The organism is Sphingomonas silueang, from assembly GCF_040049155.1.
In the GTDB taxonomy this organism is placed as follows: domain Bacteria; phylum Pseudomonadota; class Alphaproteobacteria; order Sphingomonadales; family Sphingomonadaceae; genus Sphingomonas; species Sphingomonas silueang.
Genome location: NZ_JBDZDK010000003.1, coordinates 312,406 through 331,254, shown reverse-complemented (window position 1 = coordinate 331,254; position 18,849 = coordinate 312,406). Strand labels below are relative to the sequence as shown.

Below are 18,849 nucleotides of genomic sequence, written 5' to 3'. Positions count from 1 at the left end.
ACCCGTTCCGGCGCATTCGCGATTTAGGCGACGGACGCCACGGATTTGCAGACGGGGCGCGCCGCGCTATGCGGCTGCCCCATGCACGGTGCCCCGCTCACGCTCCACAATTCGCTGACCCGCTCGGCTCAGCGCTTCCAGCCGCTCGACCCTGCCAGGGGGGTGCGCATGTATTCGTGCGGGCCGACGGTCTACAACTATGCCCATATCGGCAACCTGCGCGCCTATGTGTTCACCGACACCTTGAGCCGGGTGCTGCGGTGGAAGGGCTATCCGCTCACCCATGTCATCAACATCACCGACGTCGGCCATCTGACCTCGGACGCGGATGCCGGCGACGACAAGATGGAAGCGGCGGCCAAGGCGCGCGCCCAGTCGATCTGGGATATCGCCGCGCACTACACGGCGGCGTTCAAGGGCAATCTGCGCGATCTCAACATCGACGATCCCAGCCGCTGGTCGGTCGCGACCGATCACATCGCCGAGATGATCGCCTTTGCCGAGAAGATCGCGCCCGCGCATTGCTACGAGCTCGACAGCGGCCTGTATTTCGACAGTTCGACCGTCCCCGACTATGGCGCGCTCGCCGGGGGGCAGGACGATGCCGCCGAGGGGCGGATCGATCCGGTGGCGGGCAAGCGCCATCCGCAGGACTTCGCGATCTGGCGCAGGACCCCCCCGGGCGAGACGCGGCAGATGGAATGGGATTCGCCATGGGGCCGGGGTGCGCCGGGCTGGCACCTCGAATGCTCGGTCATGAGCATGAAATATCTGGGCGCCCCCTTCGACATCCACACCGGCGGGATCGACCACCGCGAGGTGCATCACCCCAACGAGATCGCACAGAACCAGGCGTGGTGCGGCTGCGGCGACAGCGGGGCGGCGTTCTGGCTGCACAACAACTTCCTCGTCGAACGCTCGGGCAAGATGTCCAAGTCGACGGGGCAGTTCACCACGCTCCGGACGCTGATCGACGGCGGGGTCCATCCGCTCGCCTATCGGCTGATGTGCCTGTCGGCGCAGTATCGCTCCGAGCTGGAGTTCTCGCCCGACAATCTGCTGGCGGCGCTGACCCGGCTGAAACGGCTGGTGATGACCGTCACCGCGCTCAAGGCCCGCGCGACCGGCGAGGGCGATGCGGGCAGGGCCGCGGCCTATCGCGAACGGCTCGACGCGGCGGTGTCGGACGATCTCAACACGCCGCGCGCGCTGCCGGTGCTCGACGAGATGCTGGCCGACAAGAAGCTGTCGCCTGCCGACCGCATCGCCGCGCTGGCGGATTTCGATGCGGTGCTCGGGCTGCGGCTGGGATCGCTGGCGCGCGCCGACCTGCGCGTGCGCCCCGCCGATGCGACGATCGACGCCGCTGCGGTCGATGCGCGGCTGACCGCCCGTCGCGACGCGCGCGCCGCGAGGGACTTTGCGGCAAGCGACGCGATCCGCGACGAACTGGCGGCGGCGGGGGTCGAGGTGATGGACGGCGATCCGCTCGGCTGGGACTGGCGGCCGACGCTGGCCTAGAGCCCGCCATTCCGCTTGCACGCCGCCCCGCTTCCCCTTCATATCGCTCCCCGAATCATCGGGGGACGATATGCGCGGGCAGGTACTGGGGGTCGATCGGGACGGACGCGAAGGGCGGATCGCGGGCGACGACGGCCAGCGTTACTGGTTCGAGCCCGACGACTGGAGCGATCGCATCGGCCCGTCGGTCGGCGCGCAGGTCGATTTCGAGGTATCGAACGGGCGCGCGCTGCGCATCTATCACGTGCCCGGCACCGTGGCGCCCCGCCCGGCGCAGGACATGCGCCGCCGCCGTCGCCCGAAGGAAAAGATCGCGGCGGTCCTGTTCGCCTTCTTCCTCGGCACGCTCGGCATCCATCGCTTCTATCTCGGGCGCACGATGTCGGGCATTTTGATGATGCTCATCAGCTTCACCGTGCTCGGCCTGTTCGTCACGGTGACATGGTCGCTGATCGACGCCATCCGCTATCTGGTCATGGACAACGAGGAATTTCAGGAACGCTACGGCTGACCTGCCCGGGGCAAACCTTTCCTTCATTGCGCGAACGGCCGGTTTCGCGCATGGGAATTGCCCGTTTCAGACTGCATGGAATTCGTCATGGCCAATTGGGCACCCGATAGCTGGACCACCGCCGAAGCGCGCCAGCTGCCCACCTATCCCGATCGCGCGGCGCTCGACGCCACCACGCGGCAGCTGGCGGCCTATCCGCCGCTGGTGTTCGCGGGCGAGGCGCGCAACCTGACCGCAGAGCTGGCGCAGGTGGCGGCGGGCAAGGCGTTCCTGCTCCAGGGCGGCGACTGCGCCGAGAGCTTCGCCGAATTCCATCCGAACAACATCCGCGACACCTTCCGCGTGATCCTCCAGATGGCGGTCGTGCTGACCTTCGCCTCCAAGCTGCCGACGGTGAAGGTCGGGCGGATGGCGGGACAGTTCGCCAAGCCGCGCTCGGCGGATACCGAGGTGGTCGGCGGCGTCGAGCTGCCGAGCTATCGCGGCGACAACATCAACGACATCGCCTTCACCCCCGAAGGGCGCATCCCCGATCCGCAGCGGATGATCCGCAGCTATTCGCAGGCGGCGGCGACGCTCAACCTGCTGCGCGCGTTTGCGACCGGCGGCTATGCGAACCTGCATCAGGTGCATCGCTGGACCCACGACTTCATGGGCCGGTCGCCTTGGGCAAAGAAGTACGCCGATGTCGCCGACCGGATCGGCGAGGCGCTCGACTTCATGGCGGCGTGCGGCATCGATGCCGACAGCGTGCCGCAGCTGAAGGCGACCAGCTTCTACACCAGCCATGAAGCGTTGCTGCTGCCGTACGAACAGGCGCTGACCCGGCAGGATTCGCTGACCGGCGACTGGTACGATACCTCGGCGCATTTCCTGTGGATCGGCGACCGGACGCGGTTCGAGGGGTCGGCGCATGTCGAGTTCCTGCGCGGCATCGGCAATCCGATCGGCATCAAGTGCGGCCCGACGCTGGAGCCGGACGCGCTGCTGCGGATGCTCGACACGCTGAACCCGAAGCGGGTGGCGGGGCGGATGACGCTCATCACCCGCTACGGCCATGACAAGATCGAGAGCGGCCTGCCGAAGCTGGTGCGCGCGGTACAGCGCGAGGGGCATCCGGTGGTGTGGTCGTGCGACCCGATGCACGGCAACACGATCAAGGCGACGACCGGCTACAAGACCCGTCCGTTCGACCGCATCCTCGCCGAAGTGCGCGGCTTCTTCGCGGTGCACCGCGCCGAGGGCAGCCATGCGGGCGGCATCCATGCCGAGATGACCGGGCAGAACGTCACCGAATGCACCGGCGGCGCGATCGCGGTGACGGAGCAGGCGCTGGCCGATCGCTACCACACCCACTGCGACCCGCGGTTGAACGCCGGGCAGAGCCTCGAACTGGCGTTCCTGCTGGCCGAGATGCTGAACGCGGAAATGGCGGAGCGGCGGAAGGTGGCGGCCTGACCTGACGTCATCCCGGCGCGGGCCGGAACGCACGCCGCAAGCTCGTCATCCCGGCGCAGGCCGGGATCGATGGACAGGCGACGTCGCACCTTTTGCGGGAGGGCCCGTATCCGTGGATTCCGGCTTCCGCCGGAATGACGGGGGTGGCCTGGCAGGGCAGCCATCATTGATCGTCATTCCCGCGCAGGCGGGAATCCATTGCCGCTAACGGTCGCACTGTATCGGCACCGTCGGCGCATATGGACTCCCGTCTGCGCGGGAGTGACGAGTAGGTTTACGCCTCCAGCCCCGCCAGCACCTTGTCCAGCGTGATCGGATAGTCGCGCACGCGCACCCCGGTGGCGTTATACACCGCATTGGCCACCGCAGCCCCCACGCCGCAGATGCCCAGCTCCCCCACCCCCTTCGCCTTCATCGGCGAGGAATAGGGGTCCTCCTCGTCGAGGAACACGACCTCCTGGTGCGGAATGTCGGCATGGGTCGGCACATGATACTCCGCCATGTCGTGGTTGATGAAGGCGCCGAGGCGCGGATCGACCACCAGTTCCTCGGTCAGCGCCGCGCCGACGCCCATGGTCATCGCGCCGATGATCTGGTTGCGCGCCGCCTTGGGGTTCAGGATGCGTCCGGCGGCGAACACCCCCGTCATCCGCCGCACCCGGATTTCGCACGTCTCGGCGTCGACGCCGACCTCGACGAAATGCGCGCCGAAGGTCGCCTGCGCATATTCCCTGGTCAGCTTGCCGAACTCGATCCGGTCCTCGACCTCGATCCCCTGCCCGCCGACCGCCTCGCCGAGCGGGATCGAGCGGTTGCCCGACCACACCCGCCCCTCGGCGAAGCGCGCGGTCGCGGCGTCATAGCCCGCCGCCTCGGCGATCCGGTCGCGCAGGCCGACGCACGCGGCATAGACCCCGGCGGTCGAGCTGTTCGCGCCGAACTGCCCGCCCGACCCCGCCGATACCGGAAAGCTCGATTCACCCAGCCGTACCGTCACCTGCGCCAGCTCCACGCCCAGCATCTCGGCGGCGGTCTGGGCGAGGATGGTGTAGCTGCCGGTGCCGATGTCGGTCATGTCGGTCGTCACCGTCACGCGGCCGTCCGGCCCGACGCCGACCCGCGCCGCCGATTGCAGGACGATGTTGCCGCGATACGCCGCCGCCATGCCCATGCCGATCCGCCAGCGCCCGTCGCGCACCTGCCCGGGCGTCGCCACCCGCCGATCCCAGCCGAAGCGCGCCGCCCCTTCGCGCAGGCACCCGATCAGGTCGCGGTGCGAGAATCGCCGCTCGGGCTTTTCCGGATCGACCTGCGTATCGTTCAGGATGCGCAGCTCGACCGGATCGATGCCGAGCTTTTCGGCCAGTTCGTCCATCGCCGCTTCCAGCGCCATCATCCCCACCGCCTCGCCCGGCGCGCGCATCGCGTTGCTCTCGGGCAGGTGCAGCTCGGCCAGCCGCTCGACCACCAGCCGGTTGGGCGCGGCATAGAGCGCGCGCGTCTGCGCCGCCGCCCCTTCCGGGCTGCCACCGGGCAGGTCGCCCGACCAGCTGTCATGCCCGATCGCGGTCAGCCTGCCCTGCGGCGTGGCGCCCAGCCGGATGCGCTGGATGGTGGAGGAGCGATGCGGCGTGTTGTTGAACAGCTGCGGTCGCGCCAGCACCACCTTGACCGGCCGCCCGATCGCTTTCGCCGCCACCGCCGCCAGCACCGCATCGGCGCGAACCCATAGCTTGCCGCCGAAGCCGCCGCCGACATGATGCGCGACGATCCGCACCTTGTCCTTGCGGATGCCCAGCACCTTGGCCATGTCGCGCGCCGCCCAGTCGACCATCTGGTTCGCGGTCCACAGCGTCAGCACGTCGCCGTCCCATGCGGCAATGGAGGCGTGCGGCTCCATCATCGCATGGGCATGATCGGGCGTCGTATAGGTCGCGTCGAGCGTGACCGGCGCCTCGGCGAAGGCGCGGTCGAAATCGCCGTGCGCCTTGGACGAATGCGGCTTGTCTCCATCGTCGCGCGCTTGCGCCAGGTCGAACCGGCCAGGCTCCGGCGCATAGTCGACCCGCACCAGTCGCGCCGCGGCGCGTGCCGCCTCGAACGTCCCGGCGACGACCAGCGCCACCGCCTGTCCGAACTGGTCGACCTGCGGACCCGCAAGCATCGGTGCCTTGTGATCGTCGCCCAGCGCCAGCTCGCCGGCGTTCTCGTAGGTGACGACATGGAGCACGCCCGGCGCGGCCAGCGCATCGGCAGTATCGATCGCGGTGATCGCCCCCCGCGCGATCGTCGCACCGACGACCACGCCATGAACATGGCCGGGCACGTCGAACTCGGCGGCATAGGTCGCGCGGCCCGTGACCTTCAGCGGCCCTTCGATCCGGTCGGTGGGCTTGCCGAGCACCCGCATCACATCGGTCGGGTTCGGGCCGGCCCTTTCGGTGAACTTCATGTCGGTGCCTTCCTATTTCCGTCCGAACAGCCGTTCGATATCGCCGTGCGCCAGCTTGATCCATGTCGGGCGGCCATGGTTGCACTGGCCCGAATGGGGGGTGACTTCCATCTCGCGCAGCAATGCGTTCATCTCCGCCACCGACAGGATGCGCCCGGCGCGCACCGATCCGTGGCAGGCCATCGTCGCGGCGACATGATCGATCCGTTCCTTCAGCGACAGCGCGGCATCGTGCGCGCGGATCTCGTCGGCGAGGTCGGTGACGAGGCCGATCACCTCGCTCTGCCCGAGCACCGCGGGCGTCGCGCGCACCAGCATCGCGCGCGGGCCGAAGCGTTCCAGCTCCAGCCCGAACTCCGCCAGTTCGGGCGCACGGTCCTCCAGCGCGTCGCACGCCACCTCGTCCAGCTCGACCACTTCGGGGATCAGCAACGCCTGGGCGTGCACCCCGCCCGCCGCCATCGCCGCCCGCATCCGCTCCAGCACCAGCCGTTCGTGCGCGGCATGCTGGTCGACCAGCACCAGCCCGTCCTCGGCCTCCGCGACGATATAGGTCCGCGCCACCTGCCCCCGCGCCGCGCCGAGCGGGAACTGCGTGGCGGCGGGCGGCGGCGCGGCGGCCACTTCGGCACGGGCTTGCGGCGGCGGCGTGAAGAAGGTCGGGCGCGCGTCGCGAAAGCCGAAGCTCGGCGCGGCCTCGGCCAGCGGCGGCAGCGGCGCGGGAGCGGCGGCAACCGGCGCGCTGGTCCATGCCGCCATCGCCTCCTCTGCCGGGCGCTGCACCGCGCGGAACCCGGCCTCGTCCAGCGCGCGGCGCAATCCGCCGACGATCAGCCCGCGCGCGGCGGCGGGATCGCGGAAGCGCACCTCGGTCTTTGCGGGATGCACGTTCACGTCGATCAGGTCGGGATCGACGTCGAGGAAGAGCGCCACCACCGCATGGCGATCGCGCGCCAGCATCTCGGCATAGGCGCCGCGCACCGCGCCCGACAGCAGCCGGTCCTTCACCGGGCGTCCGTTGACGAACAGATACTGGTGATCCGCCACGCCGCGATGAAAGGTCGGCAGCCCGGCGACGCCGCCCAGCCGCATGCCCTCGCGCGCCCAGTCCAGCCCCACCGAATTGGCCGCAAGCGCCCGGTCGGTCAGCGCCGCGACCCGCTCGGGCCGCGATTCGCCGCCCTGCACGCCCAGCACCCGCCGCCCGTCATGTTCGAGGGTGAAGGCGATGTCGGGCCGCGCCATCGCGAGGCGCCTCACCTGATCGACGCAGGCCCCGAACTCGGCGCGCGCCGAGCGCAGGAACTTGCGCCGGGCGGGCACCCGCGCGAACAGCCCCTCCACCCGGATGCGGGTGCCCGGCGGCACGGCGGCGGGGCGATCCTCGACGACTTCGCCATTGTCGACGGCGCGCAGCCAGCCCTCGGCCCCGACCGGGCGGCTCTCGATCGCGAGTCGCGCGACGCTGGCGATCGAGGGCAGCGCCTCGCCGCGAAATCCGAGCGTCGTGACCGCCTCGATCCGGTCGTCGGGCAGCTTGGAGGTGGCATGGCGTTCGAGCGCGAGGGCCATTTCGGGCGGGGTCATGCCGCACCCGTCGTCGCTAACCTCGATCAAATCGATACCGCCGCCCGCGATTTTGATTACGATGCGCGTGGAACCCGCGTCGATGGCGTTCTCCACCAGTTCTTTCAGCGCGGAAGCGGGGCGTTCCACCACTTCCCCCGCCGCGATGCGATTGACGAGATGCTCGGGGAGACGGCGTATTGACATGGGGGTCGCTCTAGCCCAAGCGGCGCCATCCCGCGACCCGATTACGCCCCTGGGCAACCGATCGAAGACTCGATCGGACGGGTCGAGGTACAAGCTGCGAACCGCCGCGCGGGGCTGCGCGGTCAAGGACGGAAGTATCGATGGCCTTCTCGCGTTTCTTCAAGTTCATGTCGCACGATATGGCGATCGATCTCGGCACCGCCAATACGGTGGTGTACCTGCGCGGTCGCGGCGTCGTGCTGAACGAACCGTCGGTGGTGGCGGTCGAGACGCTGAACGGTGTCAAGCGGGTCAAGGCGGTCGGCGACGACGCCAAGCTGATGATGGGCAAGACCCCCGGCTCGATCGAGGCGATCCGCCCGCTGCGCGACGGCGTGATCGCCGACATCGACGTCGCCGAACAGATGATCAAGCACTTCATCCAGAAGGTGCACGGCCAGCGCCGCTTCGTCCGCTGGCCGCAGATCGTGATCTGCGTGCCGTCGGGTTCGACCAGCGTCGAACGCCGCGCGATCCGCGACGCCGCGTCGAACGCGGGTGCTTCGCAGGTCTGGCTGATCGAGGAACCGATGGCCGCCGCGATCGGGGCCGACATGCCCGTCACCGAACCGATCGGGTCGATGGTCGTCGACATCGGCGGCGGCACCACCGAAGTCGCGGTGCTCTCGCTGCGCGGCCTCGCCTATTCCACCTCGGTCCGCGTCGGCGGCGACAAGATGGACGAGGCGATCGTCAGCTATGTCCGCCGCAACCACAACCTGCTGATCGGCGAGGCCACCGCCGAGCGGATCAAGCAGGAAGTCGGCACCGCCAAACCGCCTGCCGACGGCATCGGCACGCTGATCTACATCAAGGGCCGCGACCTGGTGAACGGGGTGCCCAAGGAGATCCAGATCAATCAGGGCCAGATCGCCGAGGCGCTGTCCGAACCCGTCGCCGCGATCGTCGAGGGCGTGCGCATCGCCCTCGAGAATACCGCCCCCGAACTGGCGGCGGACATCGTCGACCAGGGCATCGTGCTGACCGGCGGCGGCGCGCTGCTGCAGGGCATCGACGAGGTGCTGCGCGACGAGACCGGCCTGCCGGTGACGGTCGCCGAGGACCCGCTGACCTGCGTCGCGCTGGGCACCGGTCGCGCGCTGGAAGATCCGATCTACAAGGGCGTCCTGCTCGCCGTCTGATAAAGGGTTCGGGGGCATGGCGCCGCCACGCAATCTGCGACCGGGCTTTTCGCGGCGGGCGCAATATACCGTGTTCGCGGGCTATGTGCTGGCGGCCACGGGCGCGCTCGTCGGCGCGATCCTGCTCGTCATCTCGATCATCGATCCGCAGGCGTTCGCATCGCTGCGTGGTGCCGTGCGCGAGGCGACGACGCCGGTGTCGAGCGGGCTGGACAGCATGCGCGACGCGCTCGCCACCATCCCGCAGGGAATCGGCGACCATTTCGGCACCGTGTCCGAGAACCGCGAACTGCGTGCACGCGAGGCGGCGATGCGGCGCTATCTGTTGCAGGCGCGGCTGCTGAACCGCGAGAATGCGCGGCTGCGTACGCTGCTTGCCCTGCGGGATCGGGCGGCGGCCCCGGTCGTCACCGCGCGGCTGGTCAACAGCTCGGCGGGCAGCACGCGCCGCTATGCCACGCTCAACGCCGGTTCGGCACAGGGCGTCCGGCGCGGCCAGCCGGTGCGCGGTCCCGACGGGCTGATCGGGCGCGTGGTCGAAACCAGCCCCAATACCGCCAGCGTCCTGCTGGTGATCGATCCCGAAAGCGTGGTGCCGGCGCGCCGGACGCGCGACGGCCTGTCGTTCATCGTCGCAGGCCAGGGCAACGGCATGGTCGAGGTGCGCGCGGCGGGCATCGTCAACGTGCCGCTGCTGGCCGGGGACGTGTTCGTCACCTCGGGCACCGGCGGCATCTATCCCCCCGGCATTCCGGTGGCGCGGGTGGTGCGCAGCGGACGCGACATCGCGCCGGGCCGTGTGCTCGCCGATCCCGACGCGCTCGACTTCGCGCTGGTGGAGCGCGCCTATCTGCCGCCGCTGGTGCCCCGCCCGACGCCGACCGCCACCCCCAAGCCCGCCCCCGCCGCCGAATGAAGCTGCTCGGCCCGGTCGACGACAGCAACGACCGCATCCTCACGCGGCGGGCGGTGTTCAGCATTCTCCTGGGATCGCTGGTCACGCTGATCCCGGCGGTGGCGAAGGTGCCGTTCCTGCCGCCGTTCGGGCTGCTGATGCTGCTCGGCTGGCGGCTGCTGCGACCCCGGACGTTGCCGGTCTGGGCGGCGGCACCGCTCGGCTTGTTCGACGATCTGGTCAGCGGCCAGCCGCTGGGCAGCGCGACGCTGTTGTGGCAATGCTGTACGCTGATGCTCGACCTCGTCGATACCCGGATGCTGACGCGCGACTTCTGGCAGGACTGGCTGCTGGCGGGCGGCTGCATCGCGTTGAGTCTGATCGCCGGGCGACTGTTCGCGACCAGCCTGTCGGCGCATGTCGATACGGCGTTGCTGTTGCAGACCTTCGTATCGGTGGCGTTGTTTCCGCTCGCCACGCGGCTATGTACGGCGCTGGGCGGGCGCGAGGATGAATGAGCAGGATCGTCACCGAGGCGCAGCAGGCGTTCAGTTTTTCGCGGCGGGCGATGGTGCTCGGCGGCGCGCAGGCGGCGGTCGGTCTCGTGCTCGCCGGGCGCATGACCTGGCTCGCCGTCGCCGAGAACGAGCGCTATAACCTCCTTGCCGAGAGCAACCGCGTCAACCTGACGATGATCCCCCCGCGGCGCGGCTGGATCATCGACCGGCATGGCGCGCCGATCGCCAACAACCGCACCGATTTCCGCGTCGACCTGATCCCCGACCGTATCGAGGATCGCGACCGGGTGCTGGGCGAGTTGCGCAACCTGCTGGCGCTCACCCCGGAGGACATGGCGCGCATCCAGACCGATCTGGAACGTGCCCGCCGGTCGCAGCCGGTGCAGGTCGCGGAGAATCTCGACTGGGAACGCTTCGCGGCGGTCAGCGTCCGCCTGCCCGAACTGCCCGGCGTGCAGCCGACGCGCGGCTTTGCGCGCAACTATCCGCCGGGTGCCTCGGTCGCACACCTGACCGGCTATGTCGGCGCGGCGACCCGCGAACAATATAAGGAAACGCGCGACCCGCTGATGAACACGCCGGGGTTCAAGCTCGGCAAGGACGGGTTGGAGAAGGCGCTGGAATCGCAGTTGCGCGGCGTCGCCGGGGCCAAGCGGGTGGAAGTCACCGCGCGCGGTCAGGTCGTACGCGAACTGGAGACGCGCCCGGACAAGCAGGGGCAGAACGCCCGGTTGACGATCGACCTCGGGCTACAGGAATATGCCGCCCGCCGCCTCGGCCCCAATTCGGGGTCGGCGGTGGTGATGGATGCGATCACCGGCGACGTGCTGGCGATGGTGTCGATGCCCGCCTACGACCCCAACAGCTTCTCCGACGGGATCGGTCGGCTGGAATGGAAGATGCTGTCGGACGACGACCATATTCCGTTGATGAACAAGACGTTGCAGGGGCTCTATCCCCCCGGTTCCACGGTCAAGCCGATGCATGCGCTGGCGATCCTGCAATCCGGGATCAACCCGCATCGCCGGGTGAACTGTTCGGGCGTGTTGCAGGTCGGCACCGGGCGCTTCCACTGCCACAAGCGCGGCGGGCACGGTCCGCTCGACATGGTCGGCGCGGTCGCGCAAAGCTGCGACATCTATTTCTACACCATGGCGCGCGAACTCGGCTACGACACCTTCGCCCCCGTCGCCCGGGCGATGGGGCTGGGCCAGGAATTCCAGCTTCCCTTCCAGTCGCAACGCTATGGCACCGTGCCGGATAGTGCGTGGAAGCTACGGAAATACAAGCAGAAATGGACCGTGGCCGATTCGGTCAACGCATCGATCGGGCAGGGCTATGTCCTGACCAATCCGTTGCAGCTGGCGGTGATGGCAGCCCGGATCGCGCAGGGGCGCAAGGTCGTGCCCCGCCTGCTGCTCGACCGGCCGCACCAGCCCGCGCCGTCGATGGGGATCGATCCCGAGATGCTCGCGACCGTCCACAAGGCGACATGGGCGGTCATCAACGGCGGCGGCACCGGCGGGCGATCGCGGTTCCAGGGGCTGCCCGGCATCGAACTGGCGGGCAAGACGGGCACGGCGCAGGTCCGGCGGATCACGATGGCCGAACGGCGCACCGGCGTGCTGGGCGACGGCGCGCTGCCGTTCAAGATGCGCGACCACTCGCTGTTCATCGGCTATGCCCCCGCCGACCGCCCACGCTATGCCGTGTCCGTCGTGCTCGAACATTCGGGCCATATCTATACCGCCGCGCCGATCGCCAGCGACATATTGTCGTGGCTGTTCGACCGGGAAAAGGCGATGAAGCGGCTCGAACCGCTGGAACGCGAATGGGGCGGCGACGTGCAGACCCGGATGAACGCGCAGTGGCAGGCGTTCCAGGCGGCACAGGCGGCGCCGGTGCTGAGCGTCCCCGCCACCCCGGCCGATGTCGAGAGCGCCACGACCAACGTCGTCGACGTCGCGCAGAACCAGAGCCAGCCCGACACCGCCGTCGCCCAATCGAACGTGACCGAACGCACCGAATGAAACGCATCCACCAGACGACGTCGCACGGCCTCGGCTTCGTCCCCGCCCCGCTGGCGCAACTGCCGTGGCGTGTGCTGTTCCTGCTGCTGGCGATCAGCGGCTTCGGCGTGGTCGTGCTGTTCTCGGCGGCGGGCGGCAGCCCCTCGCCATGGGCGGAGCGGCAGGGTTTCGCCTTCCTCGTCTTCCTGTGCGGCGCGATCGCGCTGTCGCGGGTGCGGGTGTCGTTCTGGCAGAACCTCGCCCTGCCCGCCTATGCGGTCATCACCGTCAGCCTCGTGCTGGTCGAACTGCTGGGTGCGGTGAAGGGCGGGTCGCAGCGCTGGCTCGACCTCGGCTTCATCCGCGTGCAGCCGTCCGAATTCATGAAGCCCGTGATGGTGCTGGCGCTCGCCCGCTTCTACGACATGCTGCCCGCGGGCGAGATCCGCCGGTTCGGCGCGGTGTGGCCCGCCGCGATCATGCTGGGGCTGCCCGCCGGGCTGGTGATGCTGCAACCCGATCTCGGCACCGCGCTGATGATTACCGCGGGCGGGCTGACCGTGATGTTCCTTGCCGGGCTGCCGATCCGGCTGTTCGTCGGCGGCGCGCTGGCGGTCGCGATCGCCGCGCCGCTCGCCTATCAGTTCCTGCTCCACGACTATCAGCGCAACCGCGTGCTGATCTTCCTCGATCCCGAAAGCGACCCGCTCGGCACCGGCTATCACATCAGCCAGTCGAAGATCGCGATCGGTTCGGGCGGCATCTTCGGCAAGGGGTTCCTGAACGGCACCCAGAGCCATCTCGACTATCTGCCCGAGGGCCATACCGATTTCGTCTTCGCGACGATGGCGGAGGAATGGGGGTTGCTCGGCGGGGTGTTCCTGATCTGCGCCTTCATCCTGCTGGTCCGCTGGGGGGTGAACGTGGGGGTCCGCGCCGACAGCCGCTTCGCCAAGCTGGTCGCGGGCGGGCTGGCCACCACCATCTTCTTCTACGTCGCGATCAACCTGATGATGGTGATGGGGCTCGCCCCGGTCGTCGGCATCCCCCTGCCGCTGGTCAGCTATGGCGGATCGGCGCAGATGACGGTGCTCGGCTGCATCGGCATATTGATGGCGATCGACCGCGAAAACCGCGACCGGGTGCGCTTCTGAGATTATTTCCCCGTACCGCGAAATTGGGGTTTGCATGGGGCCAAAGGTTCGCTAAAGGCCGCGCTCCAACGGCGGAACGGCCCCGGTCGCCCCGCCCCATCGCCCAGGCGACGGACGCATAGCTCAGTTGGTAGAGCAGCTGACTCTTAATCAGCGGGTCCTTGGTTCGAGCCCAAGTGCGTCCACCACCTGTCCGCGCATGGACGCATAGCTCAGTTGGTAGAGCAGCTGACTCTTAATCAGCGGGTCCTTGGTTCGAGCCCAAGTGCGTCCGCCATTTCCCCTCAGCGACAAGATGGCATTTAGCCACCCATTGCGGGGTCGCTCTGTGTGGTCACCGGCGCGCTCTCAGCCACATTTCTACCGCGCTGCTCGCTCCTGCGCCTGGGAGCGCACCTCGGCGGTCCGACGCTCAGCCTCGGTCAGCCCGGCCATCATGCCGGCCGATGGTGTGTGCGTGCCGCCCTCGAACTCCAGCCACGCACTAGGAACGCGAACCCTCGACTGAACCAACCGACCAGTCCCCCGACCATGGTCATAGCGGCAACGATGAGGGTGGCCTGCGGCGCTGTGCTCTGGAGCATGACCGATGCTATCGCGCCCAGTGATGATTAGCGACCGTGCCCTTTGCTCGCTTTGAGGCAATACCTGTCATCGAACGGCCGCTCCTTGCGGAGCGCACGCCTGGGCTGAACTGGTAGCCAGCCAGGTGGTCGCTCGCCCTCAATGCCGCCGGGCGTTCAGTTCCAGCAGCCGCTCGAACTCGTCCATTTCCAGCGTCTCGATGAATTCGCAGCCCGCGTCGTAATCGCCCGCGCGTACCACCCGCACGGCACGCGGGCCGGGGATGCCGGGCAACGTGAGCCACAGCATCGCACCTTTGGCGAGCGCGGAATAGGTCTGGATGCGAACGCCGTGGACGGAGATGTCGACGACCTTGCACAAGGTCCGGTCGAGCCCGCCGCGCCCGAGATCGGCGTCCAGCGACACCGGAGCCCGGGGGCTGCGACGGCGCCCGTTGGGCTGGGCCGGTTCATATTCCGCGGCGAACATCGTTTCCCCACTCCTTCGTAGGGACAAAATCTAGCGCGCCGTGGTTAGCAAAGCCTTACGAACCACGGCGCACGAGCGTACCGATCTTACTTCTTGCCGAGCGTGAGCCCGCCGAAACGCTTGTTGAAGCGCGCGACCTGGCCGCCCGAATCCAGCATCTGGCCACGGCCACCGGTCCATGCCGGGTGCGCCAGCGGATCGATGTCGAGCTGCATCGTGTCGCCTTCCTTGCCCCAGGTCGAGCGGGTCTCGAACACGGTGCCGTCGGTCATCTGCACCTTGATGGTGTGATAGTCGGGGTGGGTATCTTTCTTCATGCGCTCTTCTCCGAAAACGGCTGGTTCCGACCAGCCCATAAGCGAAGGCGCGCCCGTACACGGACGCGCCCCCAATAGCAACATCGCGGTACCGCTCAGGCCTTGGGCGGATCGGCGATCATCGCGGTGAACTCGCATTCGGCGGCGAGCTCGCCGTCGATCCGCGCCTTGCCCGCAAATTTGCAGACGCGCGCACGCTTCTGCAGGAACTCGGCCTCCAGCGTCAGCAGGACGCCCGGCTCGACCGGCTTGCGGAACTTCACGCCGTCGATCGACATGAAGTACACCAGCTTGCCCGACCCGGCGAGGCCGAGGCTCTCGACCGCGAGGATGCCCGCCGCCTGCGCCAGCGCCTCGACGATCAGCACGCCGGGCATGATCGGACGACCGGGGAAATGCCCCTGGAAGAAGCCTTCGTTGATCGTCACCGCCTTGATCGCCGTGATCGACCGGTCGGGGATCAGCTCCGCGACGCGATCGACCAGCAGCATGGGGTAGCGATGCGGGATCGCCGCCATCACCCGCGTGACGTCGAGCGGCCCCATCGCGGTCGCCTCCCCTGCCACGATCAGCGGCCCGTCGGTGCCGGACGGGTGCCGGCGGCGGGCGCCGGGGTGGCGGCGGCCGGGGCGGCCTGTGCCGGGGCGGTGACGCTGACGCTCGGCAGCGCGGCGTTGAGTGCGGTCAGCACCGCATCGGTGATCTCGACGGCGGGGGCGTTGTAGAAGGTGCTGCCCTTGGCGACGGCGATCGTGGCACCGCGCTGCGCCGCGACGGTCTGGATCACCTGCACCAGCCGCTGGCCGATCTGCTGCTGGACGTACTGCGCGTTGCGCTCGAGCTGCTGCTGCTGCGGCGCGAGCTGCTGCTGGATCGTCTGCTGGCGCTGCTGGAAATTGCGGATGCGGGTCTGGAGCGCGGCGTCCGGGTTGCCGTTGGCGGCCTGAAGCGCGGTCTGGAGCGCGGTCTGCTCGGTCTGGAGCGGCTGGAACTGGCTGCGTGCCTGGGTTTCCAGCGCGGTCTGCTGTGCCTGAAGCTGGGTGTTGGCGGCGCGGCACGCGGTGCAGTCGCGCAGGATCCGGTCCGAATCGACGACCGCGATCTTCGCGTCGGGCAGCGCCTGCGCAAAGGCGGGGGCAGCGGCGGTGAGGGCGAGTGCGGCAACCGCCGCCTGGGTGAGCGTACGCATCAGAATTGAGTCCCTACGTTGAAGGTAATGAGCTTCTTGTCGTCGCCGGGCTGGCTCAGCAAGGCGCGCGCCAGATCGATCCGGAGCGGCCCGAACGGCGAGTTCCAGTTCACGCCGACACCGATCGACAGGCGCGGTCGGGCCGAATCGCCGAGGAAGCGTTCGAGGAACGGATCGGTCGTGGTGGTGGCGATGGTGTTGGTCTCGCCGCCGACGCAGGTGCCGCCGATCGTCGAGGAATAGCCGGTGGCGCAGGTCGTCTGGCGGAAGTTGGTGGCCCCGCTCGCGTCGGTGAACTGGTTGTTGTAGACCTGAAGGCCGTCGGTCGTCTTGGTCAGCGTCGTCTGCGGCAGCAGCGACGGCGAACCGTCCTGGTTGAAGCGCAGCGACCCGTCGGCGTTCTTCGCCTGCTCGAACGCGATCGTCGGCAGCGGGCGGGTGACGCCGAACAGTGCACCGGCCTGGATGAAGATCGAAGGGCGCAGCCCCAGTTCGGCGATGCCCGACCCCAGCGGCGGCTCGAGTTCGAGCTTGCCGAGATAATAGGCCTTGCCGCCCAGCGGATCGTCGATCAGCTGCTGGCGATCGGTGATGACCGCCTGGTCGCCGCCCGCGACCGACCCGGTGTAGCGCTGACGCTGCACGCGCGGGCCGACGCCGCGGATGTCGAAGCCGCGGAACTGCGGCTCGCCGAGCTGGAAGCGATCGACGATCCGCACCGCGTCGATCCCCTCGCCGGGGCTCTTTTGCAGCGCGTGGATATAGCCGCCCTCGATCCCGGCCGAGAGCACGAAGCCGCCGAGGTTCCAGTATTTGTCGAAGTCGCCGCGCGCGCGGACATAGCGCACGTCGCCGCCCAGACCCGCGAAGTCGACGCCGGACACCAGCCGCTGCCCGCGCGACGGCCGGATGCGGTTGTTGAGATTGTCGAAGATCAGGTTCAGCCCGACCATGCTGGTCAACCGGTTGCCGATCGCCTCGCACAGATAGCGCCCGGCACGCACCGGATCGCAGACCCCGTTGGTGAAGAACTGCGATTCGTCCAGCCCGATATCGTCCTGGCTCAGCTGGTAGCGGCCCGACAGCGTCCAATATTCGGTCAGCGGCACGCTGGCGACGATCTGCCCGCCGGTCGACACGTTGGTATAGGTCGTGTTGCGGTTGCTGTTGACGAAGTTGAACGAGTTGAAGTCGCGCCGGAACAGCGTGCCGCCGAGCGCGACGTTCTTGTCGAACAGATAGGGTTCGGTGAAGCCAAGCTCGATCGACTTCTGATAGGTCGAATAGTTGACCGACGCCTGAAGATCCTGCCCCTTGCCGCGGAAGTTGCGCTGGCGGATCGATGCCTGGACGATGAAGCGTTCGAGGCTGGAGAAGCCCGCCGACAGCGTCAGTTCGCCGGTCGACTTCTCCTCGACGTTCGCGGCCAGCACGATGCGGTCGGGCGAGGAGCCTTCCTTGCGCTCGATCTCGAACTTGTCCTGGAAATAGCCGAGCGAGTTGATCCGGTCCTGCGACCGCTTGATGAGGAAGGCGTTGAACGCATCCCCCTCCGCCACGCGGAACTCGCGGCGGATCACGCGGTCCTGCGTCTGGGTATTGCCGGTGATGTCGATCTTCTCGACATACGTACGGTTGGCTTCGTTGAGGAAGAAGCCGATCGTCATGGTCAGGTTTTCACGATCCGGCGTGAATTCCGGCCGCACGTCGGTGAAGGCATAGCCGAACAGCCCGGCATATTCGCTCAGCTGGTCGATCGAATCCTCGACCTGCTTGGCGTTGTACCAGTCGCCCTTCTTCATCGGCAGCGTCTTGGCGAGTGCCGGACCGTCGAAGTCGCGGATCGCGCTCTCGACCGTCACGTCGCCGAACTTGTAGCGCTTACCTTCCTCCACCACATAGGTGATGATGAAGTCTTCCTTGTCCGGCGTCAGTTCGGCGACCGCCGAGATAACGCGGAAATCGGCATAGCCGTTGGTCAGGTAGAACTGCCGCAGCTTCTGCTGGTCCGCCGCAAGGCGATCCTGGTCATAGCTGGTCGCCGAGCTGAAGATGCGCCACGGCCGCGACTGCTTGGTGTACATCTCGCTGCGCAGCGTCGAATCGTCGAACACCTCGTTGCCGAGGATGTTGATCTGGCGGACCTTGGACTTGGCGCCCTCCTGGATCTCGAAGATCACGTCGACGCGGTTCTGGTCGAGCATGACCATCTTCGGCTCGACGTTCGCGGCGAAGCGGCCCTGGCGGCGATACAGCTCGATGATCCGCGCCACGTCGGCGCGCACCGCGGTGCGGGTGAAGATCTGCCGCGGGGCGAGCTTGATCTCCTTGGTGATCTTGTCGTCCTTCAGCCGCTTGTTGCCCTCCAGCACCACGCGGTTGATGATCGGATTCTCCCGGACGCGGACGACGATGTCGCTCGTCTCCGCCCCCTCGATCGATACGTCGGCGAGCAGGTCGGACGCATACAGGTCCTTGATCGCCTGATCGAGCGTCTCGGCGGTATAGGGCGCGCCGACCCGCAGCTTGGTATAGGACAGCACCGTATCCGGCTCGATCCGCTGCGCGCCCTCGACCCTCAGCGAGCGGATGGTCCGCACCGGGGCGGCCGGAGTGGCGGCGACCGCGGGCGCGGGCGTCGCGACACGCGGCGCGGGCACCGGCTGACGCGCCTGCGCAAGGGCGGCGGTGCCCGACAGCATCGTGCCCGCCAGCAGCGCGACACCGCATCCGCCATGAATAGAAAACTTGCTTGCGCTCACCAAACCCATCCCAACCGGAGGAACTTTTTATCAGGACCGATTGCGCCCTGCCCCAA

15 protein-coding genes and 2 tRNA genes are annotated in these 18,849 nt (G+C 68.1%); 10 read left to right on the top strand and 7 right to left on the bottom strand.

What is annotated here, in order from left to right:
• Nucleotides 1–81 precede the first annotated feature (81 nt).
• The 3 genes from cysS (at nucleotide 82) to ABLE43_RS05330 (ending at nucleotide 3,490) form a co-directional block, all read left to right on the top strand.
• Entirely contained in the window at nucleotides 82–1,521 is a 1,440-nt protein-coding gene (cysS, locus tag ABLE43_RS05340; RefSeq protein ID WP_348977440.1) for a cysteine--tRNA ligase, read from the top strand.
• A gap of 70 nt (nucleotides 1,522–1,591) precedes the next feature.
• Nucleotides 1,592–2,032, top strand: coding sequence for a TM2 domain-containing protein (locus ABLE43_RS05335; RefSeq protein ID WP_348977439.1), 441 nt, complete (start codon nucleotides 1,592–1,594; stop codon nucleotides 2,030–2,032).
• A 75-nt stretch (nucleotides 2,033–2,107) separates the two neighbouring features.
• Nucleotides 2,108–3,490 (top strand): class II 3-deoxy-7-phosphoheptulonate synthase, encoded by a 1,383-nt coding sequence (locus tag ABLE43_RS05330; protein WP_348977438.1) that lies wholly within the window; start codon nucleotides 2,108–2,110, stop codon nucleotides 3,488–3,490.
• Between the two features lie 274 nt (nucleotides 3,491–3,764).
• On the opposite strand, the gene paoC is transcribed toward ABLE43_RS05330, so the two are convergent.
• Nucleotides 3,765–5,942, bottom strand: coding sequence for an aldehyde oxidoreductase molybdenum-binding subunit PaoC (gene paoC / locus ABLE43_RS05325; RefSeq protein ID WP_348977437.1), 2,178 nt, complete (start codon nucleotides 5,940–5,942; stop codon nucleotides 3,765–3,767).
• Nucleotides 5,943–5,954: 12 nt separating this feature from the next.
• Complete coding sequence (mutL, locus tag ABLE43_RS05320) at nucleotides 5,955–7,715, bottom strand: DNA mismatch repair endonuclease MutL (protein ID WP_348977436.1); 1,761 nt, start codon at nucleotides 7,713–7,715, stop codon at nucleotides 5,955–5,957.
• A gap of 140 nt (nucleotides 7,716–7,855) precedes the next feature.
• On the opposite strand from mutL, the gene ABLE43_RS05315 reads away from it, so the two are divergent.
• The 7 genes from ABLE43_RS05315 (at nucleotide 7,856) to ABLE43_RS05285 (ending at nucleotide 13,749) form a co-directional block, all read left to right on the top strand.
• Nucleotides 7,856–8,896: a rod shape-determining protein gene (locus ABLE43_RS05315; protein ID WP_348977435.1), complete on the top strand. Its 1,041-nt coding sequence runs from the start codon at nucleotides 7,856–7,858 to the stop codon at nucleotides 8,894–8,896.
• Between the two features lie 16 nt (nucleotides 8,897–8,912).
• The gene (mreC, locus tag ABLE43_RS05310; protein WP_348977434.1) at nucleotides 8,913–9,812 is read left to right on the top strand and encodes a rod shape-determining protein MreC; all 900 of its coding nucleotides are present in this window, start codon (nucleotides 8,913–8,915) and stop codon (nucleotides 9,810–9,812) included.
• Nucleotides 9,809–10,309: a rod shape-determining protein MreD gene (gene mreD, locus ABLE43_RS05305; RefSeq protein ID WP_348977433.1), complete on the top strand. Its 501-nt coding sequence runs from the start codon at nucleotides 9,809–9,811 to the stop codon at nucleotides 10,307–10,309. Before mreC ends, mreD begins: the two co-directional genes overlap by 4 nt.
• Entirely contained in the window at nucleotides 10,306–12,339 is a 2,034-nt protein-coding gene (gene mrdA / locus ABLE43_RS05300; RefSeq protein WP_348977432.1) for a penicillin-binding protein 2, read from the top strand. The genes mreD and mrdA overlap by 4 nt, the downstream gene beginning before the upstream one ends.
• A complete protein-coding gene (rodA, locus tag ABLE43_RS05295; protein ID WP_348977431.1) occupies nucleotides 12,336–13,472 on the top strand; it encodes a rod shape-determining protein RodA in 1,137 nt (378 codons plus the stop codon). Before mrdA ends, rodA begins: the two co-directional genes overlap by 4 nt.
• A gap of 112 nt (nucleotides 13,473–13,584) precedes the next feature.
• Nucleotides 13,585–13,660 (top strand) — tRNA-Lys (locus tag ABLE43_RS05290).
• A gap of 13 nt (nucleotides 13,661–13,673) precedes the next feature.
• A tRNA-Lys gene (locus tag ABLE43_RS05285) sits at nucleotides 13,674–13,749 on the top strand.
• A 446-nt stretch (nucleotides 13,750–14,195) separates the two neighbouring features.
• On the opposite strand, the gene ABLE43_RS05280 is transcribed toward ABLE43_RS05285, so the two are convergent.
• The 5 genes from ABLE43_RS05280 to bamA all read right to left on the bottom strand — a co-directional run bounded on the left by ABLE43_RS05280 (nucleotide 14,196) and on the right by bamA (nucleotide 18,802).
• The gene (locus ABLE43_RS05280; RefSeq protein ID WP_348977430.1) at nucleotides 14,196–14,525 is read right to left on the bottom strand and encodes a PilZ domain-containing protein; all 330 of its coding nucleotides are present in this window, start codon (nucleotides 14,523–14,525) and stop codon (nucleotides 14,196–14,198) included.
• A gap of 86 nt (nucleotides 14,526–14,611) precedes the next feature.
• Nucleotides 14,612–14,842, bottom strand: coding sequence for a 50S ribosomal protein L31 (rpmE, locus tag ABLE43_RS05275; RefSeq protein ID WP_348977429.1), 231 nt, complete (start codon nucleotides 14,840–14,842; stop codon nucleotides 14,612–14,614).
• Between the two features lie 95 nt (nucleotides 14,843–14,937).
• Entirely contained in the window at nucleotides 14,938–15,387 is a 450-nt protein-coding gene (gene fabZ / locus ABLE43_RS05270) for a 3-hydroxyacyl-ACP dehydratase FabZ (protein ID WP_348977428.1), read from the bottom strand.
• A gap of 23 nt (nucleotides 15,388–15,410) precedes the next feature.
• A complete protein-coding gene (locus ABLE43_RS05265) occupies nucleotides 15,411–16,031 on the bottom strand; it encodes an OmpH/Skp family outer membrane protein (RefSeq protein ID WP_348977427.1) in 621 nt (206 codons plus the stop codon).
• Complete coding sequence (gene bamA / locus ABLE43_RS05260) at nucleotides 16,031–18,802, bottom strand: outer membrane protein assembly factor BamA (RefSeq protein WP_348977426.1); 2,772 nt, start codon at nucleotides 18,800–18,802, stop codon at nucleotides 16,031–16,033. The genes ABLE43_RS05265 and bamA overlap by 1 nt, the downstream gene beginning before the upstream one ends.
• Between the last annotated feature and the right edge of the window lie 47 nt (nucleotides 18,803–18,849).